Source organism: Streptomyces sp. NPDC006365, assembly GCF_042870755.1.
Taxonomy (GTDB): domain Bacteria; phylum Actinomycetota; class Actinomycetes; order Streptomycetales; family Streptomycetaceae; genus Streptomyces; species Streptomyces xiangluensis.
In genome coordinates, this window is sequence record NZ_JBIAHS010000032.1 from 16,743 (window position 1) to 32,148 (window position 15,406).

A 15,406-nucleotide genomic window follows, 5' to 3' on the forward strand; every position below is an offset into this window, starting at 1 on the left:
CCGGACGCCGCCCTGCCCGGTGGCGGGCGCACCCTCTCGGCGGCGCAGGCGGCCCTCGCGCTCGCGGACCGAGGCGTGCGCTCCTCCTGCGTGCGACTCCCGCCGACGGCGCACGGTGACGGCGACCACGGCTTCGTCGCGAGCCTGGTCGGCCTGGCCCGCAAACACAATGCCTCCGGCTACATCAGCGACGGCACCAACCACTGGCCCGCCGTCCACCGGCTCGATGCCGCGCCCCTGTTCCGGCTCGCGGTGGAGGCGCCCCGGCAGGGTCGGTGCTGTACGGCGTCGCGGAGGAGGGCGTCCCCACCCAGGCCATCGCCGAGGCGATCGGCCGGGGCATCGGCCTGCCGGCCGTGTCCGTCGCCCCTGACGCGGCCGAGGAGCACTTCGGGAGGCTCGCCCTCCTCTTCGGCCTGGACGTGCAGGCGTCCAGCACCCGCACACAAGAGCTGCTCAGGTGGCAGCCGACACACCAGGGCCTCGTCGAAGACCTGGACGAGGGCCATCCCTTCCGCGGAAGCTGATCGACTCAGTGGTCACCGTCGCCGCCCTGTGCCCCGGCGCGTGTGGTGCGCCCAGCAGGGGTTCATGTGGGCGATGACCACGGCCGGCGTCGGCGCGCCCACACGACGTGCGATTCTCCGTCGTTCCACACCACCCCGAACGGCGGAATCGCCCTACTGGGCACACTCCACCAGCACACCTCAGCAAGATCGTGTTACGAGCTCTCAGTCGTCGTTTCCGGTGTTCTCGCTCGGCAGGAATGTCTGGCGTGCCCAAAGACCCAGCAGCACCATTACGCCGACCAACAGCGGTACCGGGTCGCGGGCAAGAGGAGCCAACACATATCCCAGCGCCGTTACCGTGCAGACGGTCAGGGGAACGAACGCCGCGGCACCCTCTATCCCCACCCGCAGGGCGGGCCGACCAGTGCCCAGGACGTTCACCCCGCCGTCCGCCCAAGGGCTGACAGTGATCACCAGCAGTCCCGCGGTGTCGCAGGCGTCGGCCAGCTGAGAAGGCATCACCTCGGCGGAATGCGGGCCGGCCGACCACAGTCGCACGGTGTCGCCGATCAGCGTGAGGGCCAGTCCGACGACCGCTACTCCCACAGTGGCCCGCTGATCGTCTCGCACGCGACACCACAGGGCGAACAGAAAACCGAGGAACACGACTTCCGCGGCCCAAAGGGCGCCGACCATCCCCTTCTCCAGCCGCCAACCGACACCAACCGCCCGCAGCAGTACCCATCCCGTCATGAACACGGAGCCGGCCGTGACGACCCCGTCAAGCACGCGCCGCAGCCACAAGTGCCGACCTGCACCGGAATCGGCCGCGACCACAAGACCGGCCATTCCCAGGCCTACCGCCACCGTCACTCCGGTGACCACCACCGGACCGAGCAACGGTCGCGCATCCAGTGCCCACGTCGGAGGGTGGGCCGACAACACGGTAACCGCGGCCCGGTACACGCCCCCGGCCGCGGCAGAACCCGCGAACAGCAGCAGACGCTTCCGCACACGCCCTCTCGCCCCCCAAGCACGGAGCATCAGGGAGGCCGTCAACACCCAGCAGGCGACGGATGGCCCGAATGCCTTCATCCGCGCCGCCAGACTCTCGGCTGCCCACCAACCGGCGGCGGTCAGCGCTGTTGCGGCGAGACATGCCACGCCGACCGCGCGCCAGACCCCCGCCCCGCTCGAACGGCCTGAACGGGCCTTGAGTACGTCCGGTGACTTCCCCAACCCCAACACCAGGTGCGCCTTTCAACCGGCGCCCGCCCGCAGGACCTCCCCTACAGCCGCCGGATCCATTTGCAGACCGTAATGGACTCACCACCAGTACCGAACGAAAGTGTCGGCTGTTCACCCGTACTGCTGAGTGCGGCATGGCCTGTTCACGGAAGAAGCTGCCTTGGGCAATCAGATGGCAGGTGAAAGTCCGCGGGTCCGGGCCCGCCGCCTTCTGTTGCCCCCGCCGAAGGCACCACCGAGTAGAACCTCATTCGGGGGTTCGGTGTTGGATGCCTGGCCGCTCATGTCACTCGGTCATTCCTCCACGGCTATGTCGCCGTAGCGCCGCGCGACCTCGTGGAACGCCGTTTTGGGTCTGCACGCACCGTCGCCGGTCACCGCCACGACCCCGAAACCGGCCTTGTCGAGGTCGAGACGAGGATCGTCGTGATGCGGGAAGTCGGGCATGGCGAAGGTGAACACGAAACAGCCGTGCACGCCCTCCGCGTCGTACTGGTCGATGAGTTCTCCGAGGTAGCGGGCCTGGACGGCCTCGTCGCGGGGGTGTTCGCCGCGGATGCGCGGGGGTACGGCGAACCAGTTGACGATCCAGAAGGAACCGGCTCCCCGCTGGTCGGCTCCGGTGAAGGCACCGCACCCGAACTCGGTGATGACGACGGGCCTGTCGTGGTCGCGAACCAGGCTGCGCAGGCGGTCCGCGTAGGTGGAGTGGTTGCGGCCGGAGCGGTAGAGGCTGACGCCGACCAGGTCGAACAGCGACCAGTCGACGTGTTCCCACCCGGCCGCGGAGTAGGTGACCGGCCCGCCGAAGCGGCGCCGTGCGGTGGTCACGGCGGTGGTGAGCAGCCTGTGGAGCCGCCTGTCGATCCTGCGCCGCAGCACGCGGTGAAAACGCACGATGAGCTTCAAGCGCAGGAACGAGCGAGGTCCGGGGACGATGCCGGGCACGGTGTGTGAGAACTCGCTGCCGACCAGGAGCGTCACCTGGTCCGGGTGTTGCCGGCGAAGTTCTTCGGCCGCCTCGGCGACGGCGTCCAGGTGTTCCAGCAGCTTCGGCTGAGGCAGCTCGGGAACGTTGGGCCGGATGTAGACGCCGAGACCGGTCTCGAGTGCGGTGCGGGCGGCATCTATCAACCGCTTTCCGTCCCCGATGAGCATCACGGTGGTGCAGTGCAGATCCTGGGCGATGACCTCCAGGTCCCGCCGCACGTCGTCGGTGTCTGCCTCGCCGACCAGGTAGGAGATGCCGCGGACGGTCAGCATGCGCTCGGCTCCTTTCGATGCAGTAGGTGGGCGGCCAGGAGGGGAAGGGCGGCGACACCACCGAGCACGGTTCCGTAGAGCGCCGTGAGGATGAGCAGGCCCGCCAGCAGCTCCAGCGGCCGACCAGTGCTTTCGCCGTAGCCGATGAGGTACTCCGCGCTGATCGGGGACGGGACCAGCAGGCCGGCAACGGCCGCCCAGCGGTGCCGAAACCTCGGCAGCGCGGCAGGAGCGGATGTTACGGGCATGGGCATCCTTTGCGGCCCGAGTCGTCATCGGTCCGGTCGACGTTAGAGAGACGGCCAGCGGTCGCGCATCCGTCTTTCGTCCAGGAGCGCATGACTTCCGTCTACAAGAGCGCGCCTCTCCGGCCACACCGACTCCAACGCCGCCTTGCCGTTCGGAATCCCACACCGTGCTCGGGCAGCAAAGCCAGGTAGGACGTCCCCACCCGGGCATCACGGCGGATCGCCGCGTACAGATCGACCTCGGACTCCGGCGGCGCCATCGCACTGGCTGCTGCCCGAGACATCCTGTCAGCTCATGGGGGGCAGTCCGGGTTCCGGCAGCACCTGCAGGGAGTTCAAGGTGAAGGCCAGTAGATGGTAGTGGCCCACCAGCATCGGCAGCTCGATCAACTGGCGCTCCGTCAGGTGCTGGGCCAGCCCTTCCCACGTCGACTGGCCGATCCGGGCGCCGGAGTGCAACTCGTCCGTGGCCCGCAGCAGCAAGGACTGCCGTTCCGTCCAACCCGGCGCGTCGGGACCCGCAGCGACCCGCGCCATGTCGTCCGATGACAGCCCGGCCTTCGCGGCGATCCTCACGTGTTGGCCCCACTCGTAGGGCGACTCGCAATTGCGCGCCACTCGAAGGATCACCAACTCGCGTTCAGCGAAGGGCAGGTCGCCCGCAAGCAGCAACTGGCTGCTGAAGGGAAGCCAGGCGGCGAACAACTCCGGATGACGAGCAAGCGTCGTAAACACATGTGCCTCACCGAGCGAAGACACGCCGAGGCCCAGTGAACCGATGTCGGCGGACAACGTCCCCCGCACGGATTCAGCCCATTCATCCGCGGGCTGCGGAGGAATGCGGGGCACGGCGGGCGACAGCGGCGGCTCTGACACGCGGCCACGCTACGCCAAGGGCAGTCCGGCGGAAACGCCGACGACAAGCCATGTCGCTGAAGTGTCGGATTCACCGGGGCGTTGAGCTCGTCGTGAGGGATGCTCTGAGCTGTCGGATGCCGCGTGAGTCGTGACCGTGCCACCGTCGCGCCCGCGGTTCGGCCGGCGGCAAATGGCGGAATCTCTGCCACGTGCTCCCGGTGCCGCAGCACGGAGACTCGTTCGGTTGAACGTCTTCGGGGCGTCCTGACGTCAGCAGGTCTGTTTTTGACGTGCTCCCTGGCCTAAAGTTCAGGGATTCCGGCCTGGGGCGTCTGACCCTTCCGGGGGCTTCCTGCTTCACCGCGCTGTGCGGGCAGGTGTGCCCGTCTTAGCGGCACTCCACAGGCGTTCAGCGTCTCCGCCCGTCCGGCGGCGACGATTCGGCTCCTTCGAAGAGGACGTTGCGGGGCGGACCGGCGCCGGGACTTCCATCCACACAGATCATTCGCGACAACCAAGCGGTGTACGTGGAAGACCTCGCGGTGTCCGGTCTCGGACGCACCCCTCTCGCCAAGTCCGTGCACGACGCGGGATGGTCCGCGTTCGTCGGCATGCTGGAGTACAAGGCGGCTCTGCACGGCCGCACCTTTGCCAAGGCGGACCGAGCCTTTCCGTCCTCGCAGGTCTGCTCGGCCTGCGGCTTTCGGGACGGCCCCAAGCCTCTGCACGTCCGGGAGTGGACGTGCGGCGAGTGCGGCACCGTGCACGACCGCGACCACAACGCAGCCCCGGGCGTGCTGGCGTGCGACCTTGATGCGGGCCTGGCCCGGTTCTTCGATCCCTTGGCCTTGCGGGACAGCTCCCGCTGAAGGCGCTTGAGTTTCTTCTCGGCCCGGCGCAGAAAGCGGGGGCTGTCGATCTTGCTGCCGTCGGACAGGACGGCGCAGGCGGACAGACCGAGGTCGATACCGGCGTCGGTGGCCAGGTCGGGGAGGCTGCCCGGCTCGGTGTCGACGACGAAGGTGAGGAAGTACCGGCCACAGCTGTCTTTGGTGATGGCCACGCGGGCGCACCCGAACGCACTCGCCAGCGCACGGCGTTGGGTGGCGTCCGGGTACACCCGGTAGTTGTAGCGCAACTGCATGTGAGCGACCGTACTGGAGTTGGTCTCATGGAGAGAAAAGACGGGTTCAGGCGGGGCAGGCACGTGGTTTCGGCGATGCACGTTCATTTGGTCTTTGTGACCAAATACCGGCGCGGAGTGTTCAACGACGCAATGCTGACGCGCTGCGAAGAGATCATGCGCAAGGTGTGCGAAGACTTCGAAGCGGAGCTGAAGGAGTTCAACGGCGAACGCGATCACGTCCACCTCCTGATCCCCCATCCAACCAAGGTCGCTGTCTCGAAGCTGGTCAACAGCCTCAAGGGCGTCTCCGCCCGCCGGATACGCCAGGAGTTCACCGGCCGGATCAACCGCGCCCTCATGCACGGCGGAACGACGCCGGCGGGGGTGCCCGTGGTGACCACGTCGCCGGGCTCCAGCACGGTCACGGTCTGCACAGCCCGGTGCAGATTCTCGATCCCTGCTGCAACAGCAACGCCTGCCTGGCCCCGGAACAAGCGGCGGCCAGTCGCCGTCGGATTCTCGGGCGGGCGGCTGATGAACGGGAACTGCTCGTCCCCGCACACTTCGGTGGTGCCGGCGCTCTGGAAATCCGACGGAACAGTGATGGGTTCGCCCTCGGCCCATGGGCAACAGCCGGCCCGAAGAAGAGTGCATCCGCCTCTGAGTGAGCCTCGGCCCTCGCTCACCGCCCGCGAGCGCGAGGCCCTCAACGCCTCTGAGGACGGCCCGACCGTCGCCAACCGGCTCAGCCTGTGGGAGTCCACGGGCCGAGCCGGGTGGATCGGCATCCCGCACGGAACCACCCGCCCCCCGGCCTGGAGGCCATCTCTCATGACGCACACGTCGTGGCGCGCGTCGGCGCGCGAAGCGGCCCCGGGCAAGGGGGAGTGCCTGGGGCCGCTTGCGGTGGGGGGAGGGTGACGTGGGCGTCACCGGCTGGGAGAGAGTCTTGGGCGGGCGGGGATTTGTAAGTAACCCCGCCAGGCCACTGAACAATCTGCCGGTCCTGCACAGCGGTTCACGTCTGGCATACCGCGAGATGGCCCGGTGGTCCGGCTACTCGACCACCGCCTGTCGGCGGCGGTCGCGGAGGACGACGCGGCGCCGCCGTATCGGGAGCCGACGCGGTTCGAGCCGTACGACAGTGGCCTCTTCGCGGGCCGGGACAAGCGCCCCGCGGGGTGCTGCTGAGGGGGTGCTGGCGGCCTGCAGGTGTCCGCGATCGGACTGGGCTGCATAGGGCTCAGCGACGGCTATGGCCCGGCGTTCGACCACCAGGACGGTGTCGCCCTCATCCGCGCCGCGGTCGACGTCGAGATCACCCCGGAGGACCGGAAAGAAACGAGATCACCGAGGCGGCCGACCGGGTCGATGTCCCCGGGGATCGCTTCCTCGAACACATGCAGCGGTGGATCAATCGCTGACCCTTCCCGGCTGCGCGGCCCTGCCGGGGGAGCACGCAACGCTGGGCGGCGCTGACGGTGGCCGCCCAGGTGAGCGGCCGCCCATGTCTGTCAGAGCTCGAACTCTCCGTCCCGGGTCTCCGGAAGAGCCAGGACACACGCCAGACTGACGAGACACAGCCCGCCCGCGTAGGCGCCCAGCGCCAGCGGCGACGCCCAGTGGCTGTTCAGCCAGGTGGCGACCAGCGGGGCGAAGCCGCCGCCGAGCGTGTTGGCGAGGATGAACGTCGCGGAGGCGCCCGTGTAGCGCAGCCGGGCCGGGAACAGCTCCGGCAGGAATGCCGCGATCGGCGCGAACATCAGCGTGAACAGGACCAGGCCGACCGTGAACGCCCCTGTGATGACGAGCCCGTTGCGGGTGTTCAGCGCCCCGAACATGGGCAGTGCCCACAGCACGCATCCGATCGCGCCTGCGAGGATCACGGGTCGTCTGCCGACCCGGTCGGCCAGCCGGGCGGCGGGGATGGTCGTGGCGGCGGCAGCGAAGGCTCCCACGCTCGCGGCGGTCAGCATCGTGCTCTGGGAGATGCCAAGGGCTTTCGGCCCGTACGAGATGCTGTAGACGACCGTCAGGTAGTAGACCGAGGAGCCGCCGATTCCGGCGCCGATACCGAGCAGCAGCCGGCCGGGGTGTTCCTTGAGCAGAGTGGCGAGCGGGAATCGGGGAGCGGCGCCTGCGGTGCGTCCCCGCTCCGCGAACACCGGAGATTCGGTGACCCTCGTGCGCACCCAGAGACCGATGACGATCAGCAGTGCGCTCAGCAGGAAGGGCACGCGCCATGCCCCGGCCGCGAAGCCGTCGCGCCCGGCGATGGAGAGGGTCGGCAGAATCACCGCGCTGGACAGCAGGAAGCCCAGCAAGGGGCCGACCTGCGGGATCGACGCGAACATCGCCCGGCGCCCAGGGGGCGCGTGCTCGGCGGCCAGCAGCACCGCGCCGCCCCACTCGCCGCCCATGCTGACGCCCTGCAACAGACGGAGCGTCACCAGCAGGACGGGGGCGAGCAGGCCGGCGGTCTCGTACGTCGGCAGCAGCCCGACGCCTACCGTCGCCACGCCCATCAGGAGAAGCGAGATGACCAGTGCCCGCTTGCGGCCCAGCCGGTCGCCGATGGTGCCGAACAGCACCACGCCCACGGGGCGGGCCAGGAACGCGGCCGCGAAGGTGAGGAAGGCGGCGAGGGTCTGGACCGTGGCGCTGCCGGACGGGAAGAAGGCCGGGCCCAGGACGAGCGCGGCCGCGGTGCCGTACACGGCGAAGTCGTAGTACTCGACCGTGGTGCCGATGAGGCTCGCGACGGCGACCCTTGACACCGTCCTCGTGTCGTTCGGGCGTGTGTCGTGGAGTATGGGCGGACTGCTGACGGCTTCGGACATGAGCGGCTCGATTCCGGTTGGACTGTGGCATGGGATGCCGGTGATCCACACCACAGCGGGGACGTGATGCGCAGAAAGGTGACGCCTGGCCGAAAGCCGCGCACGCTGTCGTGCCGTCCTCCGGCACGCCGAATGCGGCTGCGATATGTGCACTTCGCCGGAGTGCTTGCCATGACCGGGGGGTCGCCGGTTCCTGACGTGTGCTTAAAGTGGTGGCGTGTCCGAAGGAAATGCCGTGGTGGCGCGCAATGTGCGCCTTCTCCGAGAGCAGCGGGGTCTGTCCCTGGCCGAACTGGCCCGGCAGGCGGGGCTGGCGAAGCAGACCCTGTCGAACCTGGAGCAAGGGGCGGGCAACCCAACGGTGGACACCTTGTTCTCCATCGCGACCGCGCTCGGCGTGCCCGTCACCAGGCTGGTGGCGGAGCGCGAACAGGTGATGACCGTGCAGCGGGGCGACGACGTCGTCTGGCAGCCGCACGCAGGCTACGAGTCCCGCTCGCTGGACCACGTCTACGGATCCGGTGTCATCGAGAACTATCTGGTGCGCATCAGCCGGGACTCGGAGGGCGCGGGAAAGCCGTCCGAGCCGCACCCGGTGGGCACCCTGGAGCATCTGTACGTCATCAGCGGCCGGGTGCGCGTGGGCCCCGCCGACGCTCCGGTGGAGCTGTCGGCCGGCGACTTCGTCCGCTATCCGGGAGACCGCCCGCATATGTACCAGTCGCTGGACGGCGAGAGCCTGGTGCACATCGTGGTGAGTGTGCCGCGGGTGCAGCCCGGTACCGGCGGAACGACCGTCGCGCGCACCCATGGCGGCGGTCGGCACTGAGCGCCGGGATGGTGTGCCGTCGGTCGGCACATCTGCTTGGTGTGTACGGCCCGGGCCGGGAGCGTGGTCACGGACGGACAGTCCGCTGGGGCAGCGGCCCCGGCGTGAGTCAGGCCCCCAGAAGATCACCGAGCCCGGCCGGTGCCGCCTGCCGCGCCTTCGCCGCGGTGATCGTCCGGCCCGCTTCGAAGGCGACGCGGCGCAGGGCCGGGGCGAAGCGGGCGGGGTCGAAGCGCCGGTCCGCGCCGGCGATGGACAGAGCTGCCACGGGGCGACCGGCGGGGCCCATGATCGGTACGGCCACGCAGGTGAGGCCGAGGGCGGCTTCCTGGCGGTCGTAGGCGATGCCGTCCTGGCGGATGCGGCGCAGGTCGGCCCGGAAGCGGTCGGAGTCGCTCAGGGTGTACTCGGTGCGGGCGGGAAGCCCCGCCTCGATGGCCGCCTCGGCGGCGTCGTGGTCGAACGCCAGGAGGGCCTTTCCGACCCCCGTGCAGTAGGCGGGCAGGCGGGCGCCGATCCGGGAGGGCGAGCGGGCCGCCCGGTGGCCGCTGAGCTTGTTGACGTAGACGATGTGCGTGCCGTGGAGCACGGCGAGGTGCACGGTCTCGTGGGTCAGCTCGTACAGGTCCGCCAGGTGGGGCAGCAGCCGCTCCTGGAGCAGTGGGGTGTGGGGGCCGTAGGCCCGGCTGCCGATGTCGAAGAGCTGCGCGCCCAGCCGGTAGTCGCTGCCGACCCGCTCGACAAGGTCGTTGCGCTGGAGGATGCCCAGCAGCCGGAAGGTCGTCGACTTGCTCATGCGGGTCCGGCGGGCCAGCTCGCTCACCCCGATCTCGCCGTCCAGCTCGGCGAGGGACTTCAGAAGGGTGAGTGCCTTGTCGACGGCTGTCTGCTGTGCCGGCGTGGTGTCCGGCTCGCAGTCGGGTGCGGGCTCGCTGTGGTGCGAAGGAGGGGAGTGGACTGGCATGGCGGGCTCCGATGACGTTCAGGCGGCACATTAAAATGGACGCATGTCCAATGTAGGTGACCATTTCGGGGTTGTAAACGGGGCGACGCGTCGGTGCTGTTCCATATCTCGGCACGATGGCTGGGCAGGGCATCGCCGGGCGACGTCTCCTGTGCCCATGCAGCGACATGGCACCGCGGCCCCGACCGCCTCAGCGCCGCAGATTCCTATGTGCGGGGAGGCCCAGCGATGACATCCACCCCTGTCCGTCCGGCGGACCGTCTGGCTCGCGTCCACGAGCCGTCCGTCGACGTCGGCGCGTACTTCGACCTGGAGCGGGGCCTCATCGACCGGACGATCTTCAGCGACACCGGCCTCTACCGGCAGGAGCTGCGCCGCGTCTTCGCGCCGAGCTGGCTGTTCCTCGCGCACGAGAGCCAGTTCAGCAAGCCTGGCGACTTCTTCACCACGTACATGGGCGAGGACCCGGTCATCGTCACGATGGGCCGCGAACGGAAGCTGCGGGCCTTCCTCAACGCCTGCCGCCACCGGGGCATGCGGGTCTGCCGCGCCGACGCGGGCGCCACGAAAGCGTTCACGTGCAGCTATCACGGCTGGGCGTACGACACCTCCGGCAAGCTGATCAACGTCCCCAACGGCGAGGACTATCCGGCCCACTTCGAACGGGACCAGTGGGGTCTGATCGAGGTCGCCCAGCTCGACACGTACAAGGGACTTGTCTTCGCGACCTGGAATCCCGAGGCCTCGCCGCTGCGCCAGGCGCTCGGCGGCCTCGCCTGGTATCTGGACGCGATGCTCGACCGGGACCCGGAGGGCACCGAGGTGGTCGGCGGGGTTCACAAGTGGGTGCTGGAGGGCAACTGGAAGCTCGCCGCAGAGCAGTTCGCCTCCGACTGGTACCACGTCAACATCTCGCACGCCTCGGCGCTGATGGTCATGTCCCCCACCGGCAAGGGCCCCAAGGCCGAGATCGTGCAGACGCCGGGAAGGCAGTACACCGACTCGCTCGGCCACGGGCACGGCTTCCCGACCCACCCGAAGAGCCGCTTCGACGACCGCGTCGTGCACGGCCACTACGACTACGACGCGCTGCGCGAACGCCTCGGTGACGCCCGCGTCGAAGGCCCGATGACCACTGGTCACGGCACCGCCTTCCCCAACTTCTCGTACCTCCCCGTCAACGGGTCCATCCGTGTCTGGCACCCGAAGGGGCCGGACAAGATGGAGGTCTGGGCCTGGACACTCGTCGACAAATCCATGCCGGACGAGGTCAAGGACGCCCAACGGATCTACAACCTGAGGACGTTCGGGCCGACCGGCATCTTCGAGCAGGACGACGGCGAGAACTGGAGCGAGGTTCAGGCCACGGCCCACGGTTTCGTGTCCGGCTCCATGACCCTCAACTACCAGATGGGCCTGGGACTTCAGACCGAGGACGGCATCCATCCCGGCACCACCGGCCGCCTCTACAGCGACGGCGCCGCCCGCGGCTTCTACACCCGCTGGCGCGACCTGATGAACACGCCCGCCTGGCACGAGAAGGACAGCTGATGAGCACGAGCACCACCGGTACCGGTATGCGCGTCGCCGAGGTGGGCGACATCGAGGAGGGCGAGGCGCTGAAGGTGCCCGCCGAGACCACCGGCCACGGCGGCGCCATCGCCGTCATCCACGACGGCGGCGCCTACTACGCCCTCGACGACACCTGCTCCCATGGCCAGGCCTCGCTGTCCGAGGGCTGGATCGAGGACGGCGAGGTGGAGTGTCCGCTGCACAGCGCCCGCTTCTGCCTGAAGTCCGGCGAACCTCAGTGCATGCCCGCCACCGTCGCCGCACGCACCCACCGGGTCGAGGTGCGCGACGGCGGCATCTGGCTGCACCCCGGCCAGGAGGCCACCGCATGACCCACCCGCACCGCATCGCCGTCGTCGGCGCGGGCCTGGCCGCCGTCTCCACCTGCGACGCCCTGCGCGCCCAGGGATACGACGGGGAGCTCACGCTGTACTCCGCCGAGCACGGACTGCCGTACGACCGGCCGCCACTCAGCAAGGACGTACTGCTCGGCAAGGCCCGGCGCGAGGACGTCCTGCTGCGGCCGGAGCGGTGGTACGAGGAGCAGCGCGTCGAGTTGCGCGAGGGTACCCGGGTCCGGGCGCTCCGCCCGCACGAGGGCGGTCTGGAACTGATCGACGGGTCGGTCGTGGGCGCCGACCGGGTCGTGCTGGCCACCGGTGGCACGCCCCGCGCGCTGCCCGTGCCCGGCGGCGACGACCCGGCCGTACACCTGCTGCGTGCCTGGGAGGATGCCGAGCGGCTGCGGGAACGCCTGCTGCCCGGCGCCCGGCTGGCCGTGGTCGGGGCCGGGCTGATCGGCGCCGAGACCGCGGCCGTCGCCCACGCCCTGGGCTGCCGCGTCACCCTGGTCGACCCGGTGCCGGTACCGCTGGCCGCGGTGGTCGGGGACGACATCGCGGGCGCCCTGCACCTCAGGCACTCCGCCGAGGGCATCGAAGTGATCACCGCCGGCGTTGAGAGCGTCGAGCGCCGCCAGGGCGACCTCGGTGTCCTGCTGCACCTCAACGGATACGCCGGACCCCTGGCCGCCGACACGGTGGTGGTCGGCATCGGCATCCGGCCGGCCACCGAACTGGCCGAGGCCGGCGGACTCGCCGTGGACAACGGCATCGTGGTCGAGGCCGGTCAGCGCACCTCCCATCCGAACGTCTTCGCCGTCGGTGACGTGGCCCGTCGGGACGGGCATCGCGTACGGCACGAGCACTGGGAGGCCGCCCAGCAGGGGGGCGAGGCCGCCGCCCGCGGCATCCTCGGCCGCCCTGTTCCGGAGCCCGGCGCGCCGTGGTTCTGGTCCGACCGGCACGGTTCGCGCCTGGAAGCGGTCGGCACGATGGCTGACGCCGAGCGGACCGTGCGGCGCGGCGCGCCTGACAGCGCTGCCGTCACCGTCTTCGGGCTGCGCGGTGATCGGGTGGTGGCCGCAGCCGCCATCGACCGCGCCCGGGACATCAAGGCCGCTCGCCGTCTCGTCGACCGCCGCACCGTGGTCGACCCCGTGCACCTGACCGACGAGAACACCGACCTGCGGACGCTGCTCAGGCGCTGACACCGCCGTGCCACACACCGGCACACGCGCTCCCCGAACCACCCTCTCCGCGCTGGAATGACAGCACCGAGCGCGGCCCGCTGGAGGACCCACCGATGAGTATTCACCCGGAGCCGGCGGTCGACGAGGCCTCGACGGTCTCCTACGACGACATCCGGCTCCACTTCGAGGTGCAGCGACTGTACGCAGTCGAGGCGCAACTCCTCGACCAGCACCGCTACGCGGACTGGCTGGAGCTGTTCGCCGACGACCTGCACTACTGGGCACCGGTGCGCACCAACCGGCTGCGCCGCCAGCAGGCCCTGGCCGACGGCTCGCCCGGCGAGGTGGCGATCTTCGACGAGACCAAGGCGAGTCTGGCCTGGCGGATCCGCCGTTTCGACTCGGGCATGGCGTGGGCCGAGGACCCGCCCTCACGGACCCGGCATCTGATCACCAACGTGACGGTACGGCCGGGCGAAGAGGACGGCGAGTTCGTCGCCGAGTCGGCGTTCCTCTGCTACCGGAACCGGCTGGAGCGCGAGGTCGACATCTACGCCGGCGGTCGCACCGACGTCCTGCGCCGCACCGAGGACGGCGGCCTGCTGATCGCCCGCCGCACGATCCTGCTCGACCAGAACGTCCTGCTCGCCAAGAACATCAGCACCTTCCTGTGATGACCGACCGGAGACCCACGTGAGCACTGCACAGACTGAAGAGCCGAAGCTCGTCGAGCACACCGTGCGGACGACACTCGGAACCATCACGGTCAGCGAGGCCGGTGCGGGACCGTTGCTGGTGATGCTGCACGGCGGCGGTCCCGGCGCGAGCGCGGTGGCCAACTACCACCAGAACCTGGCCGCCCTCACCCCGCACTTCCGGGTCGTGCTGCCCGACCAGCCCGGCTTCGGCGGCAGTTACCGGCCCACCGAGGCGGACCTGGACGCCCGCGGCATCACCGAGATCACGGTCGACGCGCTGCTACAGACCCTGGACGCCCTTGGCATCGACCGGTTCCACCTGCTGGGCAACAGCCTCGGCGGCGCCGCCGCCATCGCCACCGCACTCGAAGCCCCCGAGCGCGTCGAGAAGCTGGTCCTGATGGCGCCGGGGGGCGGCTGGCTGCCGTTCGGACCGACCCCGACCGAGGGCCAGAAGGCGATGTTCCGCTACTACAACGGCGAAGGCCCGACGGTGAAGAAGATGCGGGACTTCATCCGCGTCATGACCGCCGAACCGAAGCGCTGGGAGGATACCGTCCAGGCCCGCTACGAGGCCTCCCTCGACGAGTCCCACATCGCCTTCTACCACGCCTACAACGCGGCCTTCGCCAAGCGGCACGGCATGGACCCGCTCTGGCAGCGCGTCCACAGGATCAAGGCGCCGACCCTGCTGCTGTGGGGCCGCGACGACCGTACGATCACCCTCGACGGCGCCCAGCTCATGCTCAAGCAGATCCGCGACGTCCAGCTGCACGTATTCGGCGGCTGCGGGCACTGGGTGCAGTTGGAACGGCAGGCCGAGTTCGAGAGCCTGGTCACCGACTTCCTCGGTGCCCGGTGATGGGCGGCTGGCTGGAGGGCGAGGTCGCCCTGATCACCGGCGGCGGCTCGGGTATCGGGCGGGCTGTCGCCCTGCGGTATCTGGCCGAGGGGGCGCGGGTCGTCGTACTGGACCGGGACGCGGGGCAGCCGGGCGACCTCCCGGACGGTGTGCTGACCGTCGCCGGTGACGTGCGCTCCCCGGACGACCTGCACCGCGCCGTCGAGGCCACCGTCGAGCGCTTCGGCAAGCTGGACATCCTCGTTCCGAATGCCGGAATCTGGGACTATCACCGCAGCGTCACCCGGCTGTCCGGCAAGGAACTCTCCGAGGCGTTCGACGAGATCTTCGGCATCAACGTCAAGGGCTACGTCCTGGCCGTGGAGGCCGCCTGGCGGGAACTGGTCCGCAGTCGCGGGAGCATCGTCATGACCCTCTCCAACGCCTCCTTCCACACCGACGGCGGCGGTCCCCTCTACACCGCCAGCAAGCACGCCTGCCTCGGCCTGCTCCGCCAGTTCGCCTACGAACTGGCACCGCAGGTCCGCGTCAACGGCGTCGCCGTCGGCGGCATGCGCACCAAGCTGCGAGGCCCCGAGAGCCTGGGTCTGCAGGACCGCACGCTGGAGGCCTCCTTCGCCAAGAACGAGGCGTCCGGCGACAAGCAGCCGCCGCTCATCCCCTTGCACGACTGCGGCGTCGAGCCCGAGGATTTCACCGGCCCGTACGTCCTGCTCGCCTCCCGCACCAACAGCGGCACCGTCACCGGAGCCGTCATCCCCGCCGACGGCGGCATCGCCGTGCGCGGCTTCCGCACCGCCGCCGGCGGCGCCAGCCTGTAGAAACCCCCGCCTCCAGTACGACACCCTCCGCTTTCGT

15 protein-coding genes and 3 pseudogenes are annotated in these 15,406 nt (G+C 69.7%); 11 read left to right on the plus strand and 7 right to left on the minus strand.

The genetic code is table 11. The features are described from left to right. Positions 1 to 275 precede the first annotated feature (275 nt). Positions 276 to 527: a hypothetical protein gene (locus tag ACFYO0_RS44550; protein WP_388687692.1), complete on the plus strand. Its 252-nt coding sequence runs from the start codon at positions 276 to 278 to the stop codon at positions 525 to 527. A 204-nt stretch (positions 528 to 731) separates the two neighbouring features. Here the strand turns inward: ACFYO0_RS44550 and ACFYO0_RS44555 are convergent, their stop codons facing one another. The 4 genes from ACFYO0_RS44555 to ACFYO0_RS44570 all read right to left on the minus strand — a co-directional run bounded on the left by ACFYO0_RS44555 (position 732) and on the right by ACFYO0_RS44570 (position 4,144). Continuing rightward, positions 732 to 1,475 carry a hypothetical protein gene (locus tag ACFYO0_RS44555; protein WP_388687694.1) on the minus strand — a complete coding sequence of 248 codons (744 nt, stop codon included), beginning with the start codon at positions 1,473 to 1,475 and terminating at the stop codon, positions 732 to 734. Between the two features lie 576 nt (positions 1,476 to 2,051). After that, positions 2,052 to 3,020 (minus strand): hypothetical protein, encoded by a 969-nt coding sequence (locus ACFYO0_RS44560; protein ID WP_388687696.1) that lies wholly within the window; start codon positions 3,018 to 3,020, stop codon positions 2,052 to 2,054. Next, positions 3,014 to 3,268 carry a hypothetical protein gene (locus ACFYO0_RS44565; protein WP_388687698.1) on the minus strand — a complete coding sequence of 85 codons (255 nt, stop codon included), beginning with the start codon at positions 3,266 to 3,268 and terminating at the stop codon, positions 3,014 to 3,016. The genes ACFYO0_RS44560 and ACFYO0_RS44565 overlap by 7 nt, the downstream gene beginning before the upstream one ends. 288 nt (positions 3,269 to 3,556) lie before the next feature. Beyond that, on the minus strand, positions 3,557 to 4,144 hold the full coding sequence (locus ACFYO0_RS44570) for a carboxymuconolactone decarboxylase family protein (protein ID WP_388687700.1): 588 nt from the start codon (positions 4,142 to 4,144) through the stop codon (positions 3,557 to 3,559). A 405-nt stretch (positions 4,145 to 4,549) separates the two neighbouring features. Here ACFYO0_RS44570 and ACFYO0_RS44575 point away from each other — a divergent pair. Next, positions 4,550 to 4,926 (plus strand): annotated as a pseudogene (locus ACFYO0_RS44575) (RNA-guided endonuclease TnpB family protein); the annotation flags it as partial. A gap of 80 nt (positions 4,927 to 5,006) precedes the next feature. On the opposite strand, the pseudogene ACFYO0_RS44580 reads toward ACFYO0_RS44575, so the two are convergent. Then, a pseudogene (locus tag ACFYO0_RS44580) lies at positions 5,007 to 5,357 on the minus strand (helix-turn-helix domain-containing protein); the annotation flags it as partial. On the opposite strand from ACFYO0_RS44580, the pseudogene tnpA reads away from it, so the two are divergent. Both tnpA and ACFYO0_RS44590 read left to right on the plus strand, forming a co-directional pair. Beyond that, positions 5,298 to 5,618 (plus strand): annotated as a pseudogene (gene tnpA, locus ACFYO0_RS44585) (IS200/IS605 family transposase); the annotation flags it as partial. The pseudogenes ACFYO0_RS44580 and tnpA sit on opposite strands and share 60 nt — an antisense overlap. A 681-nt stretch (positions 5,619 to 6,299) precedes the next feature. Then, positions 6,300 to 6,443: a hypothetical protein gene (locus tag ACFYO0_RS44590; RefSeq protein ID WP_388687702.1), complete on the plus strand. Its 144-nt coding sequence runs from the start codon at positions 6,300 to 6,302 to the stop codon at positions 6,441 to 6,443. Between the two features lie 323 nt (positions 6,444 to 6,766). On the opposite strand, the gene ACFYO0_RS44595 is transcribed toward ACFYO0_RS44590, so the two are convergent. After that, positions 6,767 to 8,092, minus strand: a complete 1,326-nt coding sequence (locus ACFYO0_RS44595; protein WP_388687704.1) for an MFS transporter — start codon at positions 8,090 to 8,092, stop codon at positions 6,767 to 6,769. A 217-nt stretch (positions 8,093 to 8,309) separates the two neighbouring features. Here ACFYO0_RS44595 and ACFYO0_RS44600 point away from each other — a divergent pair, with 217 nt between their 5' ends. Next, a complete protein-coding gene (locus ACFYO0_RS44600; RefSeq protein ID WP_388687706.1) occupies positions 8,310 to 8,921 on the plus strand; it encodes a helix-turn-helix domain-containing protein in 612 nt (203 codons plus the stop codon). 109 nt (positions 8,922 to 9,030) lie between these two features. On the opposite strand, the gene ACFYO0_RS44605 is transcribed toward ACFYO0_RS44600, so the two are convergent. Then, positions 9,031 to 9,885 carry an IclR family transcriptional regulator gene (locus tag ACFYO0_RS44605; protein WP_388687708.1) on the minus strand — a complete coding sequence of 285 codons (855 nt, stop codon included), beginning with the start codon at positions 9,883 to 9,885 and terminating at the stop codon, positions 9,031 to 9,033. A 228-nt stretch (positions 9,886 to 10,113) separates the two neighbouring features. Between ACFYO0_RS44605 and ACFYO0_RS44610 the strand changes: the two genes are divergently transcribed. The 6 genes from ACFYO0_RS44610 (at position 10,114) to ACFYO0_RS44635 (ending at position 15,369) form a co-directional block, all read left to right on the plus strand. Beyond that, entirely contained in the window at positions 10,114 to 11,436 is a 1,323-nt protein-coding gene (locus ACFYO0_RS44610; protein ID WP_388687710.1) for an aromatic ring-hydroxylating dioxygenase subunit alpha, read from the plus strand. Further along, positions 11,436 to 11,789, plus strand: coding sequence for a bifunctional 3-phenylpropionate/cinnamic acid dioxygenase ferredoxin subunit (locus ACFYO0_RS44615; RefSeq protein WP_388687712.1), 354 nt, complete (start codon positions 11,436 to 11,438; stop codon positions 11,787 to 11,789). Before ACFYO0_RS44610 ends, ACFYO0_RS44615 begins: the two co-directional genes overlap by 1 nt. Continuing rightward, positions 11,786 to 13,006, plus strand: a complete 1,221-nt coding sequence (locus ACFYO0_RS44620; RefSeq protein WP_388687714.1) for an NAD(P)/FAD-dependent oxidoreductase — start codon at positions 11,786 to 11,788, stop codon at positions 13,004 to 13,006. Before ACFYO0_RS44615 ends, ACFYO0_RS44620 begins: the two co-directional genes overlap by 4 nt. Before the next feature lie 95 nt (positions 13,007 to 13,101). Next, on the plus strand, positions 13,102 to 13,662 hold the full coding sequence (locus tag ACFYO0_RS44625) for a 3-phenylpropionate/cinnamic acid dioxygenase subunit beta (protein ID WP_388687716.1): 561 nt from the start codon (positions 13,102 to 13,104) through the stop codon (positions 13,660 to 13,662). 19 nt (positions 13,663 to 13,681) lie between these two features. Next, complete coding sequence (locus ACFYO0_RS44630; RefSeq protein WP_388687718.1) at positions 13,682 to 14,548, plus strand: alpha/beta fold hydrolase; 867 nt, start codon at positions 13,682 to 13,684, stop codon at positions 14,546 to 14,548. Next, the gene (locus ACFYO0_RS44635) at positions 14,548 to 15,369 is read left to right on the plus strand and encodes an SDR family NAD(P)-dependent oxidoreductase (protein WP_388687720.1); all 822 of its coding nucleotides are present in this window, start codon (positions 14,548 to 14,550) and stop codon (positions 15,367 to 15,369) included. Before ACFYO0_RS44630 ends, ACFYO0_RS44635 begins: the two co-directional genes overlap by 1 nt. Positions 15,370 to 15,406 lie beyond the last annotated feature (37 nt).